Here is a 19,898-nt window from a genome sequence, read left to right as displayed (position 1 = left end):
TACATGACCGTTCAGCACACGCCCCCGGGCGATCTGCAATCCGTGCCCGCGCTGCTGGCGCGCAACGTCGCCCGCTTTGGCGACCGCCCCGCCTATCGCGAGAAGGAATACGGGATCTGGCAAAGCTGGACCTGGACCCAGGCCGCGGACGAGATCCGCGCCCTGGCGATGGGGCTGATGGCGCAGGGGCTGGCGCCGGGCGATCACATGGCGATCATCGGGCGCAACCGTCCGGCGCATTACTGGGGCATGATCGCGGCGCAGATGTGCGGCGCGATCCCGGTGCCCCTGTACCAGGACGCCGTGGCCGAGGAGATGGCCTATGTCCTGGATCATTGCGGCGCGCGCTTCGTGCTGTGCGGCGATCAGGAGCAGGTCGACAAGGTGCTGGAGGTCGAGCAGACCACCGGCGCGCGGGCCCGCATCATCTATACCGACGGGCGGGGCCTGAGGAAGTACGACCATGCCAACATGGCGTCGCTGGCCGACGTGCAGGCGCAGGGCCGGGCGGGTGCCGCGACCTTGGGTCCGCGGCTGGACGCGATCATCGCCGGGCTGGATTACGACAGCACCTGCGTGATGCTGTACACCAGCGGCACGACGGGCAAGCCCAAGGGCGTGGTCCTGTCCAACCGCAACATCATCGAGACCGCCCGCAACACCGCCGATTTCGACCATCTGACCGAGGTCGAGGAGATCGTGGCCTATCTTCCGATGGCCTGGGTGGGCGACTTCATCTTTTCGATGGGCCAGGCGATGTGGTCGGGCTTCACCGTGAACTGCCCCGAGGGCGCACACACGATGATGACCGACATGCGCGAGATCGGCCCGACATACTTCTTTGCCCCACCCCGCGTCTTCGAAGGGCAGCTGACATCCGTGATGATCCGCATGGAAGATGCCAGCCGCCTGAAACGCTGGCTGTTCAAGCGCGGCATGGCGGTGGCGCATCGCGCGGGCCCCGCGTTGCTGGACGGCAAGACGGTCGGCTTGGGCGACAAGCTGGCCTATGCGCTGGGCAAGATCTTCGTCTTCGGCCCGCTGAAGAACACCCTGGGCCTCAGCCGCGTGCGCGTGGGCTATACCGCCGGAGAGGCGATCGGCCCCGAGATCTTTGATTTCTACCGCAGCCTGGGCATCAACCTGAAGCAGCTTTACGGCCAGACCGAGGCAAGCGTTTTTATCACCCAGCAGCCCGACGGGCAGGTGCGCTCTGACACGGTGGGCGTTCCCAGCCCCGGGGTCGAGGTCCGCATCGGAGAGAACGGCGAGGTCTATTACCGCAGCCCCGGCACCTTCGTCGAATATTACAAGAACGCCGACAGCACCGCATCGACCAAGGATGCCGAGGGCTGGGTCGCCACGGGCGATGCGGGCTTCTTCGAGGAGGGCAGCGGCCATCTGCGCATCATCGACCGCGCCAAGGATGTGGGCCGCATGGCCAGTGGCGCGATGTTCGCCCCCAAATATGTCGAGAACAAGCTGAAGTTCTATCCCAACATCCTGGAGGCCGTGGTCATCGGCAACGGCCGCGACTTCTGCACCGCGATGATCAACATCGACCTGACCGCGGTCGGCAACTGGGCCGAACGCAACAACATCGCCTATGGCAGCTATCAGGAACTGGCCGGCCACCCGCAGGTCTATGAGACCATCCGCGGCCATGTCGAGGCGGTGAACGAATCCGTCGCGCAGGACCCGATGCTGTCGGGCTGTCAGGTCCACCGCTTCCTGGTGCTGCACAAGGAGCTGGACCCCGACGACGGAGAGATGACCCGCACCCGCAAGGTCCGCCGCGCCGTCATCACCGAGAAGTTCCACGACCTGGTCACCGCGCTCTATGACGGATCGTCCAGCGTCCATACCCGGACCGAGGTCACCTACGAGGACGGCCGCAAGGGCGCCATCAGCGCGACCCTGCGCATCGAGGATGCCCGCGTCTTCGGCGACGCGGCCCGTCAGAAGGTAGCAGCCCAATGAACGCGATGACCCAGGACGGCTATGTGACCGCCGACGGCCGCCAGATCGGCCCCGTGGTGATGGAGCTGCGAAACATCACCCTGCGGTTCGGCGGCGTGACAGCCATCAAGGACATCAGCTTCGACATCCGCCAGGGAGAGATCCGCGCGATCATCGGCCCGAACGGCGCGGGCAAGTCGTCGATGCTGAACATCATCTCGGGGTTCTACAACCCGCAGGAGGGGCAGGTCATCTTCAAGGGCCAGCCGCGCCCGGCGATGAAGCCCTATCAGGTCGCGCGCCTGGGCATCGCCCGTACCTTCCAGAACATCGCGCTGTTCGACGGCATGTCGGTCCTGGACAACATCATGACCGGGCGCCTGAACAAGATGAAGGCGGGCTTCCTGTCCCAGGCCCTGTGGTGGGGCCCGGCCGAGCGCGAGGAGATCGAGAACCGCGCCGTGGTCGAACGCATCATCGACTTCCTGGAGATCCAGAACATCCGCAAGACGCCCGTCGGCCGTTTGCCCTACGGCTTGAAGAAGCGGGTCGAGCTGGCCCGCGCGCTGGCGGCGGAACCGAACCTGCTGCTGCTGGACGAGCCGATGGCCGGCATGAACGTCGAGGAGAAGGAGGACATGTCCCGCTTCATCCTGTCGGTGAACGACGAGTTCGGCACCACGATCTGCCTGATCGAACACGACATGGGCGTGGTCATGGACCTGTCCGACCGCGTCGTCGTGATGGATTATGGCAAGAAGATCGGCGACGGCACGCCCGCCGAGGTGCGCAGCAATCAGGCGGTGATCGACGCCTATCTGGGGGTGGCCCATGACTGATCCGATCCGTGCAGAAGTGAAAGGACGCGCCCCATGGACCAGCTGATCTTCGCCGCCGAGGTCGTGCTGAACGGCCTGATGACCGGGGTCATGTACGCGCTTGTGGCGCTGGGCTTCGTGCTGATCTTCAAGGCGTCCGGCGTCTTTAACTATGCCCAGGGGGTGCTGGCGCTGTTCGCGGCACTGACGCTGGTGGGCATCCAGAACGGCCAGGTGCCCTTCGCGCATCTGATCAACGCGGCCTTCGGCACCTCGCTGCACCATTTCGGCTGGACGGTGCCCGCGGTCCTGGCCGTGGCCCTGACCGCGCTGGTGATGGTCGGCCTGGCCTTCCTGATCGAGAAGCTGGTTCTGCAGCACCTGGTGGGGCAGGAACCGATCATCCTCTTCATGGCGACCATCGGCCTTGCCTATTTCCTTGAAGGCCTGGGCGACGTGATGTGGGGCGCCGACATCAAGACGCTGGACGTGGGACTGCCGCAGGGCATCTCGGACGGGATCGAGGCCGTCACCGCGCAATGGTTCGGCTATGGCTTCTTCATCGACCGGCTGGACCTGTGGGCCACGCTGATCGCGGCGATCCTGGTGGCCGCACTGGTGGCCTTCGCGCAATACACCAAGCAGGGCCGCGCCATGCGCGCCGTGGCCGACGACCACCAGGCGGCGATGTCCGTGGGCATCTCGCTGCGCTTCATCTGGGTGATGGTCTGGTCGATCGCAGGCTTCGTGGCGCTGGTCGCGGGCATCATGTGGGGCACGAAATCGGGGGTGCAGTTCAGCCTGTCGCTGATCGCGCTCAAGGCGCTGCCGGTGCTGATGCTGGGGGGCTTCACTTCGATCCCCGGTGCCATCGTGGGCGGGCTGATCATCGGCGTGGGCGAGAAACTGTTCGAATTCACAATCGGCCCGATGGTCGGCGGCGCGACCGAGAACTGGTTCGCCTATGTCCTGGCGCTGATCTTCCTGGTGTTCCGGCCCCAGGGCCTGTTCGGCGAACGCATCATCGAACGGGTGTGACCATGGCGCTTCTTCATTGCAGAAATACCCCGGGGGTGCGGGGGCTGGCCCCCGCCGACCGCGCTGAAAGGAACACCCGATGATCTATCGTGAGGCCGGCGACTTCAAGACCAGCTACCGCGACGACAGCCAGACCTTTCCGATCCGTCTGGACCGCTGGGGCTATTACGCGATCCTGGCCGTGGCCTTCGGGATCATCCCCTTCGTCATCAACGACTATTGGGCCAATGCGGTCCTGGTGCCCTTCCTGATCTATGCGATCGCCGCCCTGGGGCTGAACGTGCTGACCGGTTATGCCGGCCAGGTCAGCCTGGGAACCGGCGGCTTCATGGCGGTGGGGGCCTATGCGGTCTACAAGCTGATGACGGCATTCCCGGATGTCAGCATCGTCATCCACATCCTGCTGGCGGGCGGCATCACCGCCGGGGTGGGCGTCCTGTTCGGTCTGCCCAGCCTGCGGATCAAGGGCTTCTATCTGGCCGTCGCCACGCTGGCCGCGCAGTTCTTTCTGGTCTGGCTGTTCAACAAGGTGCCGTGGTTCTACAACTATTCGGCCTCGGGCCAGATCACCGCGCCGACGCGCACGGTGTTCGACCAGGCGGTGACCGGCCCGGCCGCGACCGCGCCCGCGAAATACCTCATCTGCCTGGTCTTCGCCTTCGTGCTGGCCTGGGTCGCGCGCAACCTGACGCGCGGCAGCCTGGGGCGCAAGTGGATGGCGATCCGCGACATGGACATCGCGGCCGAGATCATCGGCGTGAACCCCCTGCGCGCGAAACTGTCGGCCTTCGCCGTCAGCAGCTTCTTCATCGGCATCGCCGGGGCGCTTCTGTTCGCGGTCTATCTGGGGGCTGCCGAGGTCGGCGAGGCCTTCGGCATCAACAAGAGCTTCCTGGTGCTGTTCATGATCATCATCGGCGGCCTGGGCAGCATCTTCGGCAGCTTTGCCGGCGCGGCCTTCCTGGTGCTGCTGCCGGTGCTACTCAAGAACTTCCTGGTCGGCAACATGGGCTGGCCCACCGACCTGGCCGCCCATATCGAGCTGATGATCGTGGGCGCGCTGATCGTGACCTTCCTCATCGTCGAGCCGCACGGCCTGGCGCGCCTGTGGCGCCTGGCCAAGGACAAGCTGCGCCTGTGGCCGTTCCCGCATTAACGTCAAGACCGGGCAACCGGCATCGCATCTCTGGGAGGAGACCCGCAATGAAACTGACCCTTGCCGCCCTGGCCACCACGATGATGGTCGCAAGCCCCGCACTGGCGGACCTGATCGTGCCGAACATGTCCTATCGGACCGGCCCCTATGCCGCGAACGGCATCCCCTATGCCGACGGCTTTGCCGATTACTTCACGCTGCTCAACGAACGCGACGGCGGCATCGGCGGCCAGCGCATCCAGGTCCCGGAATGCGAGACCGCCTACAACACCGAGAAGGGGGTCGAGTGCTATGAATCGCTGCGCACCCAGAACCCGCTGGTCCTGAATCCGCTGTCGACCGGCATCACCTATCAGCTGATCCCGCGGATCACCCAGGACGGCATCCCGCTCTACACGCCGGGCTATGGCCGCACCTCGGCCAAGGACGGCTCTGTCTTCGAATGGGTGTTCAACGCGCCGGCGAACTATTGGGACGGCGCCTCGGTCGCGGTCAAGCATATCCTGGACCAGGAGGGGGGCGACCTGTCCGGCAAGAAGATCGCGCTGGTCTATCACAACTCGGCCTATGGCAAGGAGCCGATCCGTACGCTGGAGGAGCTGTCCGAAAAGCACGGGTTCGAACTGAGCCTGCTGCCCGTGGACGCACCCGGCCAGGAGCAGAAGTCGCAATGGCTGCAGATCCGCCGCGACCGGCCCGATTACGTGATCATGTATGCCTGGGGCGTGATGAACCAGGTCGCCATCCAGGAGGCCGTGAATATCCGCTTCCCGATGGACAAGTTCATCGGCATCTGGTGGTCGGGATCGGAGAACGACGTGCGCGCGGCGGGAGCCGGGGCCGAGGGCTACAAGGCGCTGACCTTCCACGGCGTGGGCCGCGACTATCCGCTGTACGAGGACCTGCAGACGCATGTCTATGACAAGGGTCTGGCGGCCGGTGCGGGCGATCAGGCGGGCAGCGTGCTCTATTCGCGCGGCGCCTATGCGGCGCTGGTGATCGCCGAGGCCATCGCCAAGGCGCAGGAGCTGGCCGGCACCCCCGAGATCACGCCCGCACAGATGCGCGACGGCTTCGAGGCGCTGGACATCACCGCCGAGCGCATGGCTGAGCTGGGCCTGCCCGATTTCGGCGCGCCCATCGCGCTGTCCTGTCAGAACCACGGCGGCGACGGCCTGGCCCGCGTGCAGCAGTGGAACGCCGCCGAGGGGACGTGGTCGCTGATCACCGACTTCATCGAGCCGGATGCCGAGATCCTGGACCCGCTGATCAAGGAAGACAGCGCCGCCTATGCCGCCGAGGCGGGCCTGACCGCGCGCTGCAACTGATCCACGACCGGCGGCGGTCATCCCGCCGCCGGTTCCGCATCCAAGGGGGCTGCCCATGTTCGATACCCGGACCCAAGAGACGCTGCTGGACGTCAACAACATCGAGGTGATCTACAACCACGTCATCCTGGTCCTGAAGGGTGTCAGCCTGACGGTCCCCAAGGGCGGCATCACCGCGCTGCTGGGGGGCAACGGGGCGGGCAAGACGACGACGCTCAAGGCGATCTCGAACCTGCTGGCCAGTGAACGCGGAGAGGTGACCAAGGGGTCGATCACCTATCAGGGCGACGACATCACCGCGCTGGACCCGGCCGCCCTGGTGCGGCGCGGCGTCATCCAGGTGATGGAGGGCCGCCACTGCTTCGAGCACCTGACGGTCGAGGAGAACCTGCTGACCGGCGCCTATACCCGCCGCGACGGATCGGCCGCCATCAAGCGCGACCTCGAGATGGTCTATGACTATTTCCCGCGCCTGCGCGAGCGGCGGAAGAGCCAGGCGGGATACACCTCGGGCGGCGAACAGCAGATGACCGCGATGGGTCGCGCGCTGATGTCGCGCCCGCAGATGATCTTGCTGGACGAGCCGTCGATGGGCCTGGCCCCGCAGCTGGTCGAGCAGATCTTCCAGATCGTCAAGGCCGTGAACGAGGGCGAGGGCGTCACCTTCCTTCTGGCCGAGCAGAACACCAACGTCGCGCTGCGCTATGCGCATCAGGGCTATATCCTGGAGAACGGGCGCGTCGTGATGGAGGGTCCGGCCGCGCAGCTGCGCGAGAACCCGGACGTCAAGGAATTCTACCTGGGCATGTCGGACGAGGGGCGCAAGTCCTTCCGCGAGGTGCGCAGCTATCGCCGGCGCAAGCGCTGGCTGGCCTGAGGGGGTCATCATGGGATATTACGACGATCTGGAAACGCGCGACGAGGGTCAGCGCGCCGAGGCGCTGGCCCAGGCCCTGCCGCTGGCGCTGAGCCGCGCCAAGCTGGCCCCCGCGATGGCGCGCCTTCTGCGCGACGTGGAGCCGGAGGCGATGACCGACCGCGCCGCGCTGGCCCGCCTGCCGGTGATCCGCAAGGCCGAGCTGTCCGAGGCGCAGCGCAAGCAGCCCCCCTTCGGCGGCTACACCACCCGCCCCGCCGCGCAATTCGACCATATCTTTCAAAGCCCCGGCCCGATCTATGAACCCGGTCGGCGCGACGGCGACTGGTGGCGGCTTGGCCGCTTCCTGCATGCCGCGGGCGTGGGGCAGGGAGACATCGTCCAGAACTGCTTCGGCTATCACCTGACGCCTGCCGGGATGATGTTCGAATCGGGCGCGCGGGCCGTCGATGCTGCGGTCCTGCCCGCCGGCACCGGGCAGACCGAGCTGCAGGTGCGCGCGGCCGTCGACATCGGCACGACCTGCTATGCCGGCACGCCCGATTTCCTCAAGGTGATCCTGGACCGTGCCGACGAGATGGGCGAGGTGCTGTCCTTCACCAAGGCCGTGGTGGGCGGCGGCGCGCTGTTTCCGTCGCTGCGCCAGATGTACGCCGACCGGGGGATCGTCACGCGGCAATGCTATGCCACCGCCGATCTGGGCAACATCGCCTATGAGAGCGAGGCGATGGAGGGAATGATCGTGGACGAGGGCGTGATCGTCGAGATCGTGCGCCCCGGCACCGGCGATCCGGTTCCCGACGGCGAGGTCGGCGAAGTGCTGGTGACCACGCTGAACCCGGATTATCCGCTGGTTCGTTTCGCGACGGGTGACCTGTCTGCGGTCCTTGCAGGCACCAGTCCTTGTGGTCGTACCAACATGCGCATCAAGGGGTGGATGGGGCGCGCCGATCAGACGACCAAGATCAAGGGCATGTTCGTGCGCCCCGAACAGGTGGCGGCCCTGGTCGCGCGCCATGCGGACGTGTGCCGCGCCCGCGTGATCGCCGATCGTCGCGGAGAGATGGACGTGATGACCGTGCAACTGGAAACCGCGGGTCAGGGGGGCGACTATGCCGCATCGGTCATGGACACGCTGAAGCTGCGCGGCGACATCGAACTGGTGGCACCGGGCAGCCTGCCCAATGACGGCAAGGTCATCGAGGATCGCCGCAGCTATGAATAGGACGCATTTGATCCGTTAACTTGATCGAAACCTTTGCCCCGGCGACAAGGATGCCTGACCGGAACGAAGGGTAGACATCATGGCTGCGGGCAAGGGGCTGAACGGGCCGTCCATCATCATCAAGCGCGTCGAGGCGTCGTCCGACGGCGGCCATCACGGCGGCGCGTGGAAGGTCGCCTATGCGGATTTCGTGACCGCGATGATGGCGTTCTTCCTGCTGATGTGGCTGCTGAACGCCACCACCGAGGAGCAGAAGACCGGTCTGGCCGACTACTTCGCGCCGACGGTGATCCAGACGCCGAACGCCACCACCAGCGGCGGCGGCGACGGGACCGAGGACGGCATCCGTCACGCGGTCGAGGCGCCGCTGCCCGACAGCGACAGTGCAGGCGACTTCGAGGAGGTCGCCCGCGCCGTCCAGGACAGCCTGACCGGCACGGGCGCCGAATCGTCCCAGCTGACCAACCTGCTGCAGCATGTCGTGACCCGCATGACCGACGAAGGGCTCGTGATCGAGCTGGGCGATCTGACCGACGCCCCCCTGTTCGTCGAGGACACCGCCCAGCCCCAGCCCGCCCTGTCCGAACTGATGGGAATCATCGCGCGGGTCATCCGGCATGTCAGGAACGATGTGGCGATCTCGGGCCATGTGCGCGCCTATCCCGAAACACTGGTCGCGTCGCCGGTCTGGCCGCTGTCGGATGCCCGGGCGCATACGGTGCGCAACCTGCTGGAACAGCAGGGTTTCGACGGCAAGCGCGTGCAGCGGGTCAGCGGCTATGCGGACCGCAAGAACCGGCAGGGCAACCCGATGGACCCGCTGAACAACCGGATAGAGTTGATTTTACTCAGGTAGCCGTCGCGGTTAGCCTTATCTTAAGCGTTCACGGGCAGGGTGACGGACAAGACCGAAATCAGAAGGGTGTCTGTCCATGTCCATCTCCTCTGCGATGAATGCCGGCGTGTCCGGCCTTGCCGCGAACTCGTCGCGGCTGGGAACCATCTCGGACAATATCGCGAACGCATCGACCTTCGGGTACAAGCGCGTCGAGACCGACTTCAATGCGCTGGTCGTGGGGCAGGGGGCGGGCCTTTACACCGCAGGTGGCGTTCGCGCGTCCACGACGCGATCGGTGTCGCAGGACGGTGCGATCGTGACCACCTCGAATGCGCTGGATCTTGCGATGACCGGGCGGGGCATGCTGCCCGTGACGACCCTGAACGATGCAACCGGTGGGGGGACGCCGTCGCTGATGATGACGCGGACCGGTGCGTTCCGTCCCGATGCGGGCGGCTTGCTGCGCACCGAAAGCGGGCTGGTGCTGATGGGCTGGCCCACGGCCGCGGACGGTAGCATGCCGCTTGTCGCGCGCGACACGTCGGCCGCACTGCAGCCCATCCGCATCGAATCGAACCGCCCTGTCGGGGATCCGACGACGCAGGTGTCGCTTGGCGCCAACCTACCCGCAACAGAGACCCTGCCCACCGGCTCGGGCGACCCGCTGCCGCTGCGCGTCGAGTATTTCGGCAACCTGGGAACCTCGGAATCGCTGGACATCACCTTCACGCCCGACACCAGCGATCCAACCGGCATGTCGAACACCTGGACGGTCAGCATCAGCGACAGTGCCAGTGATCCCGCAGCCAACCCGATCTCAACCTTCCAGGTGACGTTCGACGACAGCCAGGGGGCGGGCGGCGCGCTGCTGAACGTCGTCGGCGGCGGCTATGATCCGGCAACCGGGGCGATCCCGCTGACCGTCGGGGGCGGCAACATAGAGCTTTCCATCGGCGTGCCGGGCGGGGCCTCGGGCCTGAAGCAGCTGGCGGCCAGCTTCTCTCCGTCGAACGTGGTCAAGAACGGCTCTCCGGTGGGGCAGCTGGTCGCGGTCGAGGTTGACCCGCAGGGCTATGTCAAGGCGACCTACGACACCGGTTTCGTCAAGGCGCTGTACAAGATCCCCGTCATCGACGTCCCGAATCCCAACGGCCTGGTGGCGGTCGAGGGGCAGGCCTTCAAGACATCGCCCGATTCTGGCGGTTTCTTCCTGTGGGATGCGGGCGACGGGCCGACGGGCGCCATCGCCGGCTATGCCCGCGAGGCGTCGACCACCGACATCGCGCAGGAACTGACGCATCTGATCACCACGCAACGCGCCTATTCGTCGAACGCCAAGATCATCCAGACGGTCGACGAGATGCTGCAGGAAACCACGAACATCAAGCGCTGATCCGCCCCGCAGGGGATCGGGTGAAGGAGGCCGGACATGAGCATTGCCAAGGCGATATCGAACGCGATGTCGGGGCTGACTGCCACCGCGCGCGGCACCGAAACGGTGGCGTCGAACATTGCCAACGTCATGACGCCCGGTTATGCCCGGCGCGACATGGTAGTGTCCGCCCAACTGCACGGCGGGGGCGTGCGCATCGACGGCATCACCCGGATCGTCAATTCCAGCCTGCTCTCCGAATCGCGCCTGGCGGCCTCGTCCGTCGGTGACGGCACCGCACGCGCGTCGTTTCACCGGTCTATGGAAAAGGTCATCGGCCTTCCCGGAGAGGCGCATTCCTTGTCGGGTGCGCTGACCGATTTCCAGGCCGCGCTCAGCAGTGCGGCGACGCGGCCCGATGACGAGATCCGCCTGTCGCAGGTCGTCAGCACCGCCTCGGCGCTGGCGGACCGGCTGAATGCGGCGTCGACCGCGGTGCAGGGTGCGCGCAGCGCCGCGCAGCAGGGCATCACGTCCGACGTGGCGACGGTGAATGCCTCGCTGGAGCGGGTGGCCTATCTGAATGCGCGCATCTCCATCCTGGATTCCGACGGCAAGGATGCCACCCCGTTGATGGACGAACGCCAGCAGGTGATCGACCGCATCGCAAGCATCATTCCCATCCAGGAGGTCGCGCGCGACTCGGGCAAGGTCGCCCTGTTCAGCGCCGAGGGGGCGGTGCTGCTGGATGGCAGCGTGCCGGCCCGGCTGGGATTTTCAGGCGCGGATCAGGTGACCGCGGGCCAGGTCGTTGGCGCACCCCTGGAACTGCTGACCCTGAACGGGACGCCGGTCACCGCGGCGCAGATGCGCCTGTTCGGCGGCGGGTCCTTGGCCGCCAACTTCCAGATTCGCGATCAGCTGGCCCCGCAGATGCAGTCGGAACTGGACGACATGGCCTTTGACCTGCACCAGCGTTTGGTCGATCCCGCCGTTGATCCGTCCCTCGGGGCTGCCGATGCCGGGCTGTTCACCGACGGCGGTGCGCGCGCGACCGCGGCGACGGTCGTTGGCCTGTCCGGTCGGATCGCGCTGAATGCGACGGTCGATCCGGGACAGGGGGGCCAGCTGTGGCGCCTGAGGTCGGGCCTGCAGGCGGCGAACGGCGAACCGACGGGCCAATCCGCGATTCTTTCGGCGCTGGTCCAGGCACTGGACGCGCCGCGCCCGGCGCAGGCGGGCAGCGGCTTCGAGGGGAACGGCACGCTGACCGTCCGGTTCGGATCGGTCGAGTCGCGGGTGTCGACGCGGCGCGTCGAGGCCGAGGCCGACCTGACCATCCGCAGCAGCCGCCAGTCGACCATCGCCTCCAGCCTGATGGCCGAGGGCGTGGACAGCGACGCCGAGATGCAACGCCTGCTGCAATACGAACAGTCCTATGCCGCCAATGCCCGCGTGCTGGTCGCCGTGGACGAGATGATCAACCAGATCCTGAGGATGTAGCCGTGACCCTGAACAGTATCGGTGACCAAGCCCGCGCCTATGCGCTGCAGGTCGCCTCGAACCGGATCAAGACGACCCTGTCCACCCTGACCCAGGAGGTCGCGTCCGGGCAGGTCGCGGATGTAGGCCAGCGCGTTGGCGGCAACACCCGCGCCCTGAACGAGATCGAAGGCCGCATCCAGCTGGCCGGGCAGTTGCGCCAGAACGGTCAGGATGCGGGCATCCGGCTGCAGGCGGTGCAGGACATGTTCGACGCCGTCCGGCTCAGCACGACGGAGCTGGGCCTGGCCCTGGCCACCGACCCGTTCAACGACCAGGCCCTGCTGGGGACACGGTCGACAGAAGTGGCCAATGCGTTCGATTCGGTGATCCAGAGGCTGAACGGCACGAACAGCAACCGGTACCTTTTGTCCGGAGAGGCATCAGACGTGGCCCCCCTGTCGGACGCGACCAGCATCCTGGACAGCCTGCAGGCCATCGTCGCGCCGCTGACCACGGCCGCAGACGTCGCGCAAGCGGTGTCCGACTGGTTCGACGCTCCGGCCGGGGGCGGCGGGTTTCTGGACACGGCCTATCACGGGACCCTTGGCCAGCCGCAGCGGATCACCGTCGGAGAGGGAGTCTCGGTCGAGATGCAGACGACCGGTGCGTCCGGCCCGGTGCGCGACCTGCTGAAGGGCCTGGCGACCGCAGCCATCCTGGACCGCGGTATCCTGGCGGGCAACGTGGCCGAGCGGAGGGAGCTGTTGTCCACGGGCGGCACCCTGATGGTCGCCGCGGACAGCGCCGTTCTGGGAGAGATGGGGCGTGTGGGCCTTGCCCAGCAGACCGTCGAGCGCGCGCAGGTCACCGGGACCTCGACCCTGAACACGCTGGAACGGGCCCGCGGCGACATCCGCAGCGCCGACCCGTTCGAGACGGCAGCAGCCCTGACCGAAGTGCAAAGCCAGCTGGAATCTCTCTATGCGGTCCAGGCGCGGCTGGCGAACCTCAAGCTGGTGGATTTCCTGCGATGAAGACAGTTCTGCAAGCACTGATCCTGTGGATGGCCGTGGCGACCTCGGCCCTGGCTGTGCCCGTGCGCATCAAGGATCTGGCCGATTTCGACGGCGTACGGGGCAACGACCTGGTCGGCTATGGGCTTGTCGTCGGCTTGGACGGGTCGGGCGACGGCATGCGCAATGCCCCCTTCACCGAAGAGATGCTGGCCGGCCTGCTGGAACGGCTTGGGGTGAACGTCACCGATGACGCCCTGAGGTCCAAGAACGTGGCGGCGGTGATCGTGACGGCCACCCTGCCGCCCTTTGCGCGGTCGGGCAGCAGGATCGACGTGAGCGTCTCTGCGATCGGCGACGCGAAAAGCCTGCTGGGCGGTACGCTGGTGATGACCCCGCTGAAGGCCGCGGATGGCAACATCTATGCCGTGGCCCAGGGATCGATCATCGCGGGCGGGGTCGCGGCGCAGGGCGACGCGGCCCGCGTGGTCGAAGGTGTGCCCACCACCGGAAGCATCCCGGTGGGCGCCCGGGTCGAGCGCGAGGTAGAGTTCGATTTCGCCGGCATCGACGACATCCGCATCGCGCTGCGCAATGCCGACTTCACCACCGCCACGCGGGTCGAGGACGCGATCAACCGCGACTTCAACCGCCAGCTGGCAGTCACGCTGGACAGCGGCACGGTCGTCGTGAACTTCCGCGGCCTGGGCGACGTGAACCCCGCTCGCGTCGTCGGCCGGATCGAGAACCTGCTGATCGAACCCGAAGACCGGGCCAAGGTCGTGATCGACCACAAGTCCGGGACGATCGTGGTGGGCGAACGCGTGCGCATTTCCCGGGTGGCGGTGTCGCAGGGCAACCTGACCCTGCGCGTGGCCGAGGCACCGCTGGTATCCCAGCCCAACCCCTTTGCCGCTGGAGAGACAGTGACCGTGCCCCGCACCGCCGTCGACGTGAACCAGGAACCCGGCATCGGCTTTGTGGAGGTGGCCGGAGAGACCAACCTGTCGGATCTTGTCGACGGTCTGAATGCCTTGGGTGTGCGGCCTCGCGACATGATCGACATCCTGAAGTCGATCCATTCGGCAGGTGCCCTGCACGCGGACCTGATCGTCGAATAGCGATCAGGCGCGCAGGGCGCCGGTTAGCGCCGACAGCGCAAGGGCCGCCGTCCCGGGCCGCGTCTGCCGATAAAATCCGCCACGCCGCATGGCCATCACGGCCTGCGGCCCGGTGCTGTCCAGCATCCGGCCCAGATGCGCCAGCGTCGCGCGGCTGTCGGACGGAAGATCCAGGGGCAATAGGCTGGCGCGGTTGGCCCGCAGCCAGCCGCCGAACTGCCCGGCCATCAGCTTGCGCAGCCGCGCAGCCAGCGCAGGCAAGGTATCGTTGCGCCCGACTTCGGATCGGGCATGCTGGCGGTACAGCAACCCAGGTTCCGGGTCGTGGATCAGCGTCGCGCCGTGGCCCGCGCTGACCTGATAGGCCCACCAGTCATGAGAGATCACCCCCGCCCGCATTGCATGCGGCGCGGCGTGCTGCAGCAGCGCCACGGCATGCCGGTTGAACACCGAGGTGTTGCCCGCCATGCAGGCCTGGACCAGCGCGTTGCGAAAGCCCAAGGGACGCAGGAACCGGCGCGATGGTGCCAGGGGGCGCAGGTCCGCATCGGTGATGATGGTCCGGGCGGCGTAATGGGCGGGTCCGGCCAACCCCTGCAGGGCGGACACCGCGCGGGCCAGCTTGTGCGGCAGCCACTGGTCGTCCTGATCGCAGAACGCGGCCGATGCATCGGGGGGCACGTGATCCAGCAGCGACAGGAAGTTCCGCGTGGCGCCCGCGCGCGGTCCGTCGACCAGGCGCACCTGTCCTGCGGGCCGATCCGCCGCGAACCGTTCGACGATCTGCCGGGTTTCATCGGTCGACCCATCATCGGACACGATCAGCGACCAATCCGCGTGCGTCTGTGCCGCGATGCTGTCCAACTGCGTGCCCAGATGCGGCGCGCCCTGCCAGGTCGCCATCAGGATCACCACGTGATGCGCGTGCAACGGCCCCTCCGGAAAAGCAGACACCCGAAGCGGTCGCTCCGGGTGTCTGCGGTTCTGGCCCGAAGGCGCGGCAAGGGCAAGCGGTCAGCCCGGCTGGCGGGCGATATCCTCGATCAGGACGGCGGTGACGGGGGCATCCGTCGCGGTCTTGGCGGCCTGCAGCAGACCCTCGCGCAGGGTGACAAGGTTGCGATCCGCGGTGAAGTTGCCGTCGAAACCGCCGGTATTGGCGTGGATCATCAGCTGGCGCAGCAGGGCGTCGCGCAGGATGTGCTCCTTCTTCGACAGCGCCTGGAGGTTGGCCCCGTCGGTCTGCAGGGTCACCGTCAGGATCATCACGTCGCGCAGGTCGCCCTGACGCATCAAGGGCACGAAGAACTGGGTCGGGAACTGGAAATAGGCGGCCTCGGTGGGGTCACCCCCGCCACCATGATCGCCGCCCCCGTGGTCTCCGCCCCCGTGATCGTCGCCGCCATGATCCTCGCCACCGCCGTGGCCGTCATCGGCGGGGGCCGCGCCGTGATCGTCCGCGGCTGCGGCCTCGGTTGCGGGATCGGCCGGTGATGCGGGGGCGCGCAGCATGTCGCCGCCGAATGCGCCGCCGACCAGGGCCAGCACGGGCAGGGCGATGGGAATGATTTTCTTGATCACGGGAACACCTTCAATAGGGCAGGACGATGTCGGCGATCTGCTGGCCATAGCGCGGCTGCTGCACATCGGTGATCTGGCCGCGGCCGCCATAGCTGATGCGCGCACCGGCGATGCGGTCATAGGCGATCTCGTTGCTGCGATCGATGTCGGCGGGGCGTACGAAGCCGCTGACGGTCAGCTCGCGCAATTCGAAGTTCACGCGGACCTCTTGCGTGCCCTGGATCTGCAGCGTGCCGTTGGGCAGGGTGTCCACGACCGTCGCCGCCACCCGCAACGTCAGCTGATCGCGTCGCGAGATGTTGCCGTTGCCGCGATAGGATGACGACGACGACGCGTCGGCCAGGTTGTCGAAGCTGGCACCTTCGGGCAGCTTCTCGCCAAGACGCTGCGGAATGCCGACCATCTGCGGGATCGACAGGCTCTCGCTGCTGGAGCGGTTGCGACCGCTGCTGTTGCTGATCGTGGCCTCGTCGTCGATCTCGATCACGACGGTCAGGATGTCGCCGCGGATGGCCGCGCGACGGTCGCTGATCAACGAAGACTGGGTGCCGGCCCACAGCGAGGCCGCGGCCTCGGGGCGGCCCGAATCCAGCGGCAGGTTCAGGGGCGGATTGGTCATCGCCAGGAATTCCTCGGTCTCGCGGGGCGAGGTCAGTTCGGGCGGCTGGCCGATATTGGCGGCGCGCGAACAGCCCGCGGCGGCAAGGGCCAGGCACAGCAGATAGGCGGGTTTCATCGTCGTTCCTCTTAATTGGTGACGGCCAGCGTGCCGTCCGGCATCACCTGGGCGGTGACCGTGCTGCGCGAGCCTATGTTCATGACGCGGATCAGTTCTCCGGCGGCGCCGTCCGACATGGCGCGCCCCTCGGTGTCGATCTGCAGGGCGCCCCGCTGAAAGCGCAGGCGCACGATCTGGTTGCGGCCGATCACGCGGGGCGCCTGCAGCATGTTGGCGTGCAGTGGCCGGCCTTCGTAGATGGTGATGCGGGTCTGCATCCCGATCGCGGCGGACGGGTCTGTCAGGCCGGGCCGGTCGCTGTCGATCACCGTCAGGTCGCCCGCCGCGATCACGTGCCCGACCGGCAGGGTGTGCGCCGCGCCCAGGGCGCCTGCGAAGGCCGCCCCCGGCAGCAGCGCCAGCATCACGATCAGCGCCCGCATCACCGCACCTGCGTCGTGGCGCCGAGCATCTGGTCGGCAGCGGTGATGACCTTGGCGTTCAGCTCGTAGCCGCGCTGCGCCTTGATCAGGTCGGTGATCTCGCGAACCGCATCGACCGAGCTTTCCTCCAGATAGCCCTGGCGCAGGGTGCCCAGGCCGTCCTGGCCGGGATTCACGACCTGCGGGCCGCCCGAGGCTGCGGTCTCGATGAACAGGTTGGACCCGATCGCCTCGAGGCCCTTCTCGTTTGCGAAACCGGCCAGGGTCAGCTGGCCCAGCAGCTCGGCATCGACCCGGTCGGCGAAGTAGGCATAGACCTCTCCGCCGGCATTGATGGTGATGGCGCGGGCATCCTCGGGGATGGTGATGTCGGGGACGACCGGATAGCCGTCCGAGGTCACGATCTGCCCCTCGGGCGAGCGCTTCAGCCCGCCGTCGCGGGTATACCCCGAGACCCCGGACGGCAGCGTCACCTCAAGATAGCCGTCGCCCTCGATGGCCAGGTCCAGGTCGCCGCCCGTCTGCGTCAGCGCGCCCTGCTGCAGGTTCACGCTGACCGCTGTGGGGCGCACGCCAAGGCCCAGCTGGACCCCGGCGGGGATCACCGTGCCGTCGGCGGCGGTGACGCTGCCCGGACGAGCGGCCTGCTGGTAGTGCAGGTCCGCGAACTCGGCACGGCGGGCGTTGTAGCCGGTCGTGGACATGTTCGCGAGGTTGTTCGAGATGACCTCGACGCGGGTCTGCTGCGCGCTCATGCCGGAGGCGGCGATCTGCAGGGCTCTCATGGTGGCTCCTTATCGGGTCATGGCGGTGATCGCGCCGCGGATCCGCTGATCCTCGCGATCCAGGAAGGTCTGGCCCAGCTCGTAGGCGCGCTGGACCTCGATCATGCGGGTGATCTCGAAGATCGGGTCGACGTTGCTGTCCTCCAGGAAGCCCTGGCGGATGCGGCCTTCCTCGACCAGCTGCGGCTCGCCCTCGACGGCGAAGCCGGTGCCGCTCTGGCGGGTCAGGTCGGTGCCTTCGGGCGGGGTGAACAGGCCGATGCGCCCAAAGGGCAGGCCGTTCGACGACAGCGTGCCGTCGGCACCGATGGCCACCGCATTGGCGCCGGCCGGCAGGATGATCGGCGCCTGACCCTCGTCCAGCAGACGGTGGCCGTCGGCGGTCATCAGTTCCCCCTCGGCCGAGGGAATGAAGGCGCCCGCGCGGGTCAGGCGCAGCCCGTCGGGCGCCTCGACCAGAAAGAACCCCTCGCCCTCGATGGCCAGGTCCATGCTGTTGTTGGTCTGCGTCAGCCCGCCCTGCTGCAGGTCCAGCAGGCGGCCGCGGGCGTGGGCCATCGACAGCGTGTCGCCCTGCCGGTCCAGCGCGGACAGGTGTTCGGCAAAGATCACCCCCTCGCGCCGGTAACCGGTGGTGTTGGCGTTGGCGATGTTGTTGGCCACGACGCGCATTTCGGCCATCAGGCCGGATTGCCGCGAAAGGCTGGCATAGATTGCGTTGTCCATCTCAGCTGCCCGCGATCATCGGGATGATTTCGCCCAGGTAGAAATCCGCCAGGGCGGTCGTCATGAAGCTCATCGAGACCCAGAAGACGACCAGCATCAGCCCCACCTTGGGCACGAAGGTCAGCGTCATCTCCTGAACCGAGGTCAGCGCCTGGAACAGGCCGATCACCACCCCCGCGATCAGCGCGACCCCCAGAAGCGGGGCCGAGATCCGGACCGAGATCAGCAGCGCCTGGCGCAGCATGTCGAAAAGGACCGTCTCTCCCATCACGACGTTCCTCCCCTACACCGGCATCCGCAGGATTTCCTGGTACGCCTCGACGACCTTGTCGCGGATCGCCACGACGGTGTTCATGGTCAGCTCGGCCTCGGCGATGGTCTGGACCAGCTGCTGGGTGCTGGTCTGGCCGGTCATGGCGCCGGTGGCGACCTGGTCGACCTGGGCCATCTGGGCGGCGAAATCCTCGGCGGCCTGGCCCACGCGGGCCAGGGCCTCCGATCCCTGCTGGGGGGCGACGGCGGTACGGGCGGCGGAATAGGCGTTGGCGGCGTTCAATCCGGAAATCATGGGTCGGCCTTTCTAGCGGCGAAGAAGATCAAGAAGCGATCCGTTCATCTGACGGGTCTGTTCGAACATGCGCAGGTTGGCCTCGTAGCTGCGGCCCGCCTCGCGGGCGTCGGCCAGCTCGATCACCAGATCGACGTTGGATCCGTCGTAATAGCCGTCCTGGTCGGCCATCGGATGCGCGGGGTCGTGGATGCGCGGCAGCGCCGACTGGTCCAGCTGCATGCGGCCGGCCTGGACCTCGCCCGTCGTGCGGCCGAAACGGACGGCCTCCTCGAAGGCCACCAGCTTGCGGCGATAGCCGGGCGTGTCGGCGTTCGCGATGTTCTCGGACGTGTGGCGCAGGCGTTCGGTCTGCGCACGCATCCCCGACGCTGCCATGCGCAGCGGTGAAATCTGATCGGTCATGGTGGTGGTTCCTTACCTGCGTCCCAGACTGGACCGCAGCAGGTCCAGCCCCGAGCGATAGATGGTCAGCGAGCGGTCATGGCTGCTCTTGACCTCGGCGGCGCGGACCATCTCCTCCTCCAGCGACACGGAGTTGCCGTTCGGAGAGACGGGGCCCGCGACCTCGATCACCCGCGCCCCGCCGGGCGACCATTGCGGCGCATCCAGGTGGCGGGCGTTCGACACGCGCAGCGTGCCGCCCTCCTCGGCCTGCCGATAGGTCTCGGCAAAGGGCTGCAGGTCGTGGGCCCGGAAACCGGGCGTGTCCGCATTGGCGATGTTGCGCGCCACCTCGATGTGGCGGGCCTGCGTGTGCTGGCCCATCGCGCGGGCCATCCGCAGCATTTCGATCTTCTCAAACATGAGGCTTCTCCTCAATCTCGATAAACCCGGTCTTAACCCC

22 protein-coding genes are annotated in these 19,898 nt (G+C 67.0%); 12 read left to right on the top strand and 10 right to left on the bottom strand.

Features of this window, described 5'->3' with window-relative positions; all coding sequences use genetic code 11:
* Positions 1–3 precede the first annotated feature (3 nt).
* From LZ686_RS05095 to LZ686_RS05040, 12 genes are all read left to right on the top strand, one after another.
* Positions 4–1,980 (top strand): AMP-binding protein, encoded by a 1,977-nt coding sequence (locus LZ686_RS05095; protein ID WP_295167275.1) that lies wholly within the window; start codon positions 4–6, stop codon positions 1,978–1,980.
* Positions 1,977–2,798 carry an ABC transporter ATP-binding protein gene (locus tag LZ686_RS05090; RefSeq protein ID WP_349547160.1) on the top strand — a complete coding sequence of 274 codons (822 nt, stop codon included), beginning with the start codon at positions 1,977–1,979 and terminating at the stop codon, positions 2,796–2,798. Before LZ686_RS05095 ends, LZ686_RS05090 begins: the two co-directional genes overlap by 4 nt.
* Positions 2,799–2,831: 33 nt before the next feature.
* Positions 2,832–3,815 (top strand): branched-chain amino acid ABC transporter permease, encoded by a 984-nt coding sequence (locus LZ686_RS05085; protein WP_045980991.1) that lies wholly within the window; start codon positions 2,832–2,834, stop codon positions 3,813–3,815.
* Positions 3,816–3,894: 79 nt separating this feature from the next.
* Positions 3,895–4,971 (top strand): branched-chain amino acid ABC transporter permease, encoded by a 1,077-nt coding sequence (locus LZ686_RS05080; RefSeq protein ID WP_045980990.1) that lies wholly within the window; start codon positions 3,895–3,897, stop codon positions 4,969–4,971.
* A gap of 47 nt (positions 4,972–5,018) precedes the next feature.
* Positions 5,019–6,299 (top strand): ABC transporter substrate-binding protein, encoded by a 1,281-nt coding sequence (locus LZ686_RS05075; RefSeq protein ID WP_045980989.1) that lies wholly within the window; start codon positions 5,019–5,021, stop codon positions 6,297–6,299.
* Between the two features lie 55 nt (positions 6,300–6,354).
* Positions 6,355–7,176 carry an ABC transporter ATP-binding protein gene (locus tag LZ686_RS05070; protein WP_045980988.1) on the top strand — a complete coding sequence of 274 codons (822 nt, stop codon included), beginning with the start codon at positions 6,355–6,357 and terminating at the stop codon, positions 7,174–7,176.
* Between the two features lie 10 nt (positions 7,177–7,186).
* The gene (locus tag LZ686_RS05065; protein ID WP_349547159.1) at positions 7,187–8,401 is read left to right on the top strand and encodes a phenylacetate--CoA ligase family protein; all 1,215 of its coding nucleotides are present in this window, start codon (positions 7,187–7,189) and stop codon (positions 8,399–8,401) included.
* 79 nt (positions 8,402–8,480) lie between these two features.
* A complete protein-coding gene (locus LZ686_RS05060) occupies positions 8,481–9,257 on the top strand; it encodes a flagellar motor protein MotB (RefSeq protein ID WP_349547158.1) in 777 nt (258 codons plus the stop codon).
* Between the two features lie 76 nt (positions 9,258–9,333).
* Complete coding sequence (locus tag LZ686_RS05055) at positions 9,334–10,632, top strand: flagellar hook protein FlgE (protein ID WP_045980985.1); 1,299 nt, start codon at positions 9,334–9,336, stop codon at positions 10,630–10,632.
* 36 nt (positions 10,633–10,668) lie between these two features.
* A complete protein-coding gene (gene flgK / locus LZ686_RS05050) occupies positions 10,669–12,114 on the top strand; it encodes a flagellar hook-associated protein FlgK (protein WP_349547157.1) in 1,446 nt (481 codons plus the stop codon).
* Between the two features lie 2 nt (positions 12,115–12,116).
* On the top strand, positions 12,117–13,130 hold the full coding sequence (locus LZ686_RS05045; RefSeq protein WP_045980983.1) for a flagellin family protein: 1,014 nt from the start codon (positions 12,117–12,119) through the stop codon (positions 13,128–13,130).
* A complete protein-coding gene (locus tag LZ686_RS05040) occupies positions 13,127–14,230 on the top strand; it encodes a flagellar basal body P-ring protein FlgI (protein WP_045980982.1) in 1,104 nt (367 codons plus the stop codon). The genes LZ686_RS05045 and LZ686_RS05040 overlap by 4 nt, the downstream gene beginning before the upstream one ends.
* 3 nt (positions 14,231–14,233) lie before the next feature.
* Here the strand turns inward: LZ686_RS05040 and LZ686_RS05035 are convergent, their stop codons facing one another.
* From LZ686_RS05035 to LZ686_RS04990, 10 genes are all read right to left on the bottom strand, one after another.
* Positions 14,234–15,160 (bottom strand): glycosyltransferase, encoded by a 927-nt coding sequence (locus LZ686_RS05035; RefSeq protein ID WP_295167295.1) that lies wholly within the window; start codon positions 15,158–15,160, stop codon positions 14,234–14,236.
* Positions 15,161–15,244: 84 nt separating this feature from the next.
* A complete protein-coding gene (locus LZ686_RS05030) occupies positions 15,245–15,811 on the bottom strand; it encodes a hypothetical protein (RefSeq protein WP_349547156.1) in 567 nt (188 codons plus the stop codon).
* A gap of 10 nt (positions 15,812–15,821) precedes the next feature.
* Complete coding sequence (flgH, locus tag LZ686_RS05025; protein ID WP_046000723.1) at positions 15,822–16,547, bottom strand: flagellar basal body L-ring protein FlgH; 726 nt, start codon at positions 16,545–16,547, stop codon at positions 15,822–15,824.
* Between the two features lie 11 nt (positions 16,548–16,558).
* The gene (gene flgA / locus LZ686_RS05020) at positions 16,559–16,972 is read right to left on the bottom strand and encodes a flagellar basal body P-ring formation chaperone FlgA (protein WP_349547155.1); all 414 of its coding nucleotides are present in this window, start codon (positions 16,970–16,972) and stop codon (positions 16,559–16,561) included.
* Positions 16,972–17,757: a flagellar basal-body rod protein FlgG gene (gene flgG / locus LZ686_RS05015; protein WP_045980979.1), complete on the bottom strand. Its 786-nt coding sequence runs from the start codon at positions 17,755–17,757 to the stop codon at positions 16,972–16,974. Before flgG ends, flgA begins: the two co-directional genes overlap by 1 nt.
* A gap of 9 nt (positions 17,758–17,766) precedes the next feature.
* Positions 17,767–18,483, bottom strand: a complete 717-nt coding sequence (locus tag LZ686_RS05010) for a flagellar hook-basal body complex protein (protein ID WP_045980978.1) — start codon at positions 18,481–18,483, stop codon at positions 17,767–17,769.
* Between the two features lies 1 nt (position 18,484).
* Positions 18,485–18,751 (bottom strand): flagellar biosynthetic protein FliQ, encoded by a 267-nt coding sequence (locus LZ686_RS05005; RefSeq protein ID WP_042250834.1) that lies wholly within the window; start codon positions 18,749–18,751, stop codon positions 18,485–18,487.
* Between the two features lie 15 nt (positions 18,752–18,766).
* A complete protein-coding gene (fliE, locus tag LZ686_RS05000; RefSeq protein WP_127897719.1) occupies positions 18,767–19,051 on the bottom strand; it encodes a flagellar hook-basal body complex protein FliE in 285 nt (94 codons plus the stop codon).
* Positions 19,052–19,063: 12 nt separating this feature from the next.
* Positions 19,064–19,456 (bottom strand): flagellar basal body rod protein FlgC, encoded by a 393-nt coding sequence (gene flgC, locus LZ686_RS04995; RefSeq protein WP_045980976.1) that lies wholly within the window; start codon positions 19,454–19,456, stop codon positions 19,064–19,066.
* Positions 19,457–19,468: 12 nt separating this feature from the next.
* A complete protein-coding gene (locus tag LZ686_RS04990) occupies positions 19,469–19,858 on the bottom strand; it encodes a FlgB family protein (protein WP_045980975.1) in 390 nt (129 codons plus the stop codon).
* Positions 19,859–19,898 lie beyond the last annotated feature (40 nt).

This window comes from Paracoccus sp. NFXS7 (assembly GCF_040148865.1).
GTDB lineage: Bacteria > Pseudomonadota > Alphaproteobacteria > Rhodobacterales > Rhodobacteraceae > Paracoccus > Paracoccus marcusii.
This window is presented reverse-complemented; position numbering and strand designations above follow the sequence as displayed.

Excerpts from the sequence above, each read along its gene's own strand:
- LZ686_RS05055 (WP_045980985.1), top strand. The coding sequence starts at position 9,334 with ATGTCCATCTCCTCTGCGATGAATGCCGGCGTGTCCGGCCTTGCCGCG.
- LZ686_RS05065 (WP_349547159.1), top strand. The coding sequence starts at position 7,187 with ATGGGATATTACGACGATCTGGAAACGCGCGACGAGGGTCAGCGCGCC.
- LZ686_RS04990 (WP_045980975.1), bottom strand. The coding sequence starts at position 19,858 with ATGTTTGAGAAGATCGAAATGCTGCGGATGGCCCGCGCGATGGGCCAG.
- flgA (WP_349547155.1), bottom strand. The coding sequence starts at position 16,972 with ATGCGGGCGCTGATCGTGATGCTGGCGCTGCTGCCGGGGGCGGCCTTC.
- LZ686_RS05090 (WP_349547160.1), top strand. The coding sequence starts at position 1,977 with ATGAACGCGATGACCCAGGACGGCTATGTGACCGCCGACGGCCGCCAG.
- LZ686_RS05005 (WP_042250834.1), bottom strand. The coding sequence starts at position 18,751 with ATGGGAGAGACGGTCCTTTTCGACATGCTGCGCCAGGCGCTGCTGATC.
- LZ686_RS05095 (WP_295167275.1), top strand. The coding sequence starts at position 4 with ATGACCGTTCAGCACACGCCCCCGGGCGATCTGCAATCCGTGCCCGCG.
- flgC (WP_045980976.1), bottom strand. The coding sequence starts at position 19,456 with ATGACCGATCAGATTTCACCGCTGCGCATGGCAGCGTCGGGGATGCGT.
- LZ686_RS05080 (WP_045980990.1), top strand. The coding sequence starts at position 3,895 with ATGATCTATCGTGAGGCCGGCGACTTCAAGACCAGCTACCGCGACGAC.
- LZ686_RS05040 (WP_045980982.1), top strand. The coding sequence starts at position 13,127 with ATGAAGACAGTTCTGCAAGCACTGATCCTGTGGATGGCCGTGGCGACC.
- fliE (WP_127897719.1), bottom strand. The coding sequence starts at position 19,051 with ATGATTTCCGGATTGAACGCCGCCAACGCCTATTCCGCCGCCCGTACC.
- LZ686_RS05060 (WP_349547158.1), top strand. The coding sequence starts at position 8,481 with ATGGCTGCGGGCAAGGGGCTGAACGGGCCGTCCATCATCATCAAGCGC.
- LZ686_RS05070 (WP_045980988.1), top strand. The coding sequence starts at position 6,355 with ATGTTCGATACCCGGACCCAAGAGACGCTGCTGGACGTCAACAACATC.
- flgG (WP_045980979.1), bottom strand. The coding sequence starts at position 17,757 with ATGAGAGCCCTGCAGATCGCCGCCTCCGGCATGAGCGCGCAGCAGACC.
- flgH (WP_046000723.1), bottom strand. The coding sequence starts at position 16,547 with ATGAAACCCGCCTATCTGCTGTGCCTGGCCCTTGCCGCCGCGGGCTGT.
- flgK (WP_349547157.1), top strand. The coding sequence starts at position 10,669 with ATGAGCATTGCCAAGGCGATATCGAACGCGATGTCGGGGCTGACTGCC.
- LZ686_RS05085 (WP_045980991.1), top strand. The coding sequence starts at position 2,832 with ATGGACCAGCTGATCTTCGCCGCCGAGGTCGTGCTGAACGGCCTGATG.
- LZ686_RS05010 (WP_045980978.1), bottom strand. The coding sequence starts at position 18,483 with ATGGACAACGCAATCTATGCCAGCCTTTCGCGGCAATCCGGCCTGATG.
- LZ686_RS05075 (WP_045980989.1), top strand. The coding sequence starts at position 5,019 with ATGAAACTGACCCTTGCCGCCCTGGCCACCACGATGATGGTCGCAAGC.